This window comes from Kitasatospora sp. NPDC057518, from assembly GCF_042802075.1.
Classification (GTDB): domain Bacteria; phylum Actinomycetota; class Actinomycetes; order Streptomycetales; family Streptomycetaceae; genus Kitasatospora.
In genome coordinates this window covers 1-2,851 of record NZ_JBHVEU010000688.1, presented here as the reverse complement: position 1 = coordinate 2,851, position 2,851 = coordinate 1, and the positions used below count along the sequence as shown (strand labels likewise).

Below are 2,851 nucleotides of genomic sequence, written 5' to 3'. Positions count from 1 at the left end.
TTGCTGGGCAGCAACGGCCCGAGGCCCACTGGGACCAGTCCCATGTCGAACCCATAAGAAGCCAGTCGAAGCCCAAGCTCAGCATTGCCGCGTCGAAGCTCTCCCACTCGCGCTCCGGTGCAGTGAAGTGCTCGTCGAAGTAGGCGCGGGTGAGGTCAGGCTCGTGCCGTTTTCGCAGTTCAGGGCCACAGTAGCGTTACGAGGCCGCCTGGAGCAGGGCCCCGTCCTGCCACTTGAGGATCTTGTCGAAGCTGACGATCGCCCCGCGCAGCGGGTGGTTGCGCAGCTGGACGTGGTCGGTGAGGGCGTGGATGAGGAAGAGGCCGCGGCCGGACTCGGCGGTGAGGTCAGGGAGGGTGTCCAGGTCGACCGGGCGCAGGGTGGGGACGCTGGGGCGACAGGGCAGGACGTGGGTGTCGTACGGGTGGCCGTCACGGCGGGGGCCGTACGCGGCGAGGACGCGGGCCGGGACGGTCGCGCGGCCGCGGCGGGTGCGGCGGGGCGCCCGGCCGGCCGCCGCCGGACGGGCCTGGTCCGGGGCGGGGGTGCGGCGGACGGCGGCGGCCCCGGCGGGGGCGGGGGCCGGCAGGCCGGGGCCCGAGTCGGTGACCTCGATCCGCAGCCGGTCGCCGCAGATCGAGGCGGTGACCTGGAAGCCGTCGTCGGGCCGCCCGGTGGCGCCGTGCTCGACGGCGTTGGCGCAGGCCTCGGTGAGGGCGACGCCGAGGTCGTCCGCGATCTGCGGGTCGACGCCCGCGGTCGCCATCGCACCGAGCAGGATGCGCCGGGCCAGCGGAACGCTGGCCGGGTCGCGCTTGAGGTGCAGAGTCCACCAGATGTCCACGGGAGGTCCCTCCTGGCTGCGGCTCCACATACAACTAGGTATCTCCGGGCGATTCCCCGGCGAACCGTGCCCGGGGGCCGCTACCGCCCGTTCGGCGGATGGACCGGGGGCCGGGGTCTGTGCCGGGCGACGCGTACGCCCCCTCGCACGCGCCGCCGAAAGGGGCATTCGTAGGGATTTCCCACCCTGCCCGTGTCGGCGGCGTACGCAATGAGAGGATGGCCCGGCCATGACTGCCCTCGCCGCCGCCCCGCTCCCGGGCGCCCCCGGACCGGCCCAGCCGGTGGGGTCCGCCGCCTGGGACCTGCGGCTTGCCCGGGCGGTCCCGTTCGCGCTGGTGTGCACCCTGATAGCCGCCGCCGGGCACGCCCTGGCGGGTGGCGGGAACGTGCCGCCGACCGCGCTGGCGCTGGGCTTCGCCGCGGTGCTGGCGTTCGCGGTGGTCTGCGGCGGGCGGGAGCGTTCGCTGGCGGCCATCGCCGGGGCGCTCGGCGCCGGGCAGCTCGGACTGCACTGCCTCTTCCACGGTTTCAACGGTTTCGGCGGCTCCATGGCCGGCATGCACCACGGCGGCTCCGGTCCGCTGACGGTGCCGCAGGTGGCCGGCCGGCTGATCTGCAACGAGGCCCGCCCCGGCACGCTGCTCGGCCTGCCGGGCAGCCCGTCCCCGGAGCAGCTGGTCTCCTCCGCGGGCCTGGACCCGCACGCGTTCGCCGCCGCGCCCTGGTGGCAGGCCGGGGTCTTCGGCATGACGCCGTCGATGCTGGCCGGGCACCTCGGCGCCGCGCTGGTCGCGGGCTGGTGGCTGCGGCGCGGCGAGGCGGCCCTGTGGCAGCTGCTGCGGGTGGCCGCCACGGCCGCCCGGGAGCACTGGGCGGCGCCGCTGCGTACGGCGTTCGCGCTGGTGGCCGCGTTGCTGCGCGGTCTGTTCGGGACGGCCGGCCCGGCCCGCCGGTTCGGTGCCCGGGGCGGGGAGAGCCCGCTCCCGGCGGGTGCCGTGCTGCGGCACAGCGTGGTGCGGCGCGGCCCGCCGTGCGGGGCCCTCGCGTACTGACCGGCGTTTCCTGGCGGCCTCGGCCGTCCCGGGTGCCCGGCGTGCGTACCGTCCGGCCGTTCCCCCGACCACCGGGGCGGCCCGAGGCTCCACCCCCGCGTCCCCACCCCCGCGGCCCCCGCGGCACGGCTCCCGTCCGTCGCCGGTTCCGGCTGCCGCCGAGCTCCGATCGGAGACCCGCATCATGCGTTCCCTTCCCGCCCGCCGTCTCGCCGCCGTCGCCCTCACCGCCGCCGCGTCCGTGGTGGCGCTGGCCGGCCCCGCCTTCGCGCACGTCACCGTGAACCCGGGTGCGGCCGCCCAGGGCGGCTACACGGCCGTCGACTTCCGGGTGCCGAACGAGAGCGACACGGCGGGCACGGTGAAGCTGGAGGTCAACCTCCCGCTGGACCACCCGCTGGCCTCGGTCCGGACCCTGCCGCTGCCGGGCTGGACCGCCGCGGTCGAGAAGGCCAAGCTCGACAAGCCGATCAAGGTGCACGGCAACGACGTCACCGAGGCCGTCTCCAAGATCACCTGGACCGCCGACGCCGGCACCAAGATCGCCCCCGGCCAGTTCCAGGAGTTCCGGGTCTCGCTCGGCCCGCTGCCGACCGACACCGACAACCTGGTCTTCAAGACCCTCCAGACCTACGACAACGGCGACATCGCCCGCTGGATCGACGAGACCAAGGACGGCCAGCCCGAGCCGGCCAAGCCCGCGCCCGTCCTGAAGCTCACCAAGGCCGCCGAGGGTGACGGCCACGGCGTCACCGCCTCCCCGGCCGCGGGCGCCCACGGGGGCAGCTCCGACCAGGCCGCCGCCGCCGGCGACGCCAAGTCCAGCGACTCCACCGCCCGCACCCTGGGCGTGGTCGGCATCGTCGTCGGTGTGATCGGCACCGCCGTCGGTGTGCTCGGCCTGCGCCGCTTTATATTAAACTCCGCCTCCTGACCACTAGACTGTTGGTCAT

Annotated in this window: 3 protein-coding genes; 2 read left to right on the top strand and 1 reads right to left on the bottom strand. The window is 75.2% G+C overall.

Features of this window, described 5'->3' with window-relative positions:
- Positions 1-196: 196 nt before the first annotated feature.
- Positions 197-844, bottom strand: coding sequence for an ATP-binding protein (locus tag ACFU7Z_RS38380; protein ID WP_380782753.1), 648 nt, complete (start codon positions 842-844; stop codon positions 197-199).
- A 229-nt stretch (positions 845-1,073) separates the two neighbouring features.
- Here ACFU7Z_RS38380 and ACFU7Z_RS38375 point away from each other — a divergent pair, with 229 nt between their 5' ends.
- A complete protein-coding gene (locus tag ACFU7Z_RS38375) occupies positions 1,074-1,898 on the top strand; it encodes a hypothetical protein (protein ID WP_079272020.1) in 825 nt (274 codons plus the stop codon).
- A 184-nt stretch (positions 1,899-2,082) separates the two neighbouring features.
- Entirely contained in the window at positions 2,083-2,832 is a 750-nt protein-coding gene (locus ACFU7Z_RS38370; RefSeq protein WP_380782751.1) for a YcnI family protein, read from the top strand.
- The last annotated feature ends 19 nt before the right edge of the window (positions 2,833-2,851 follow it).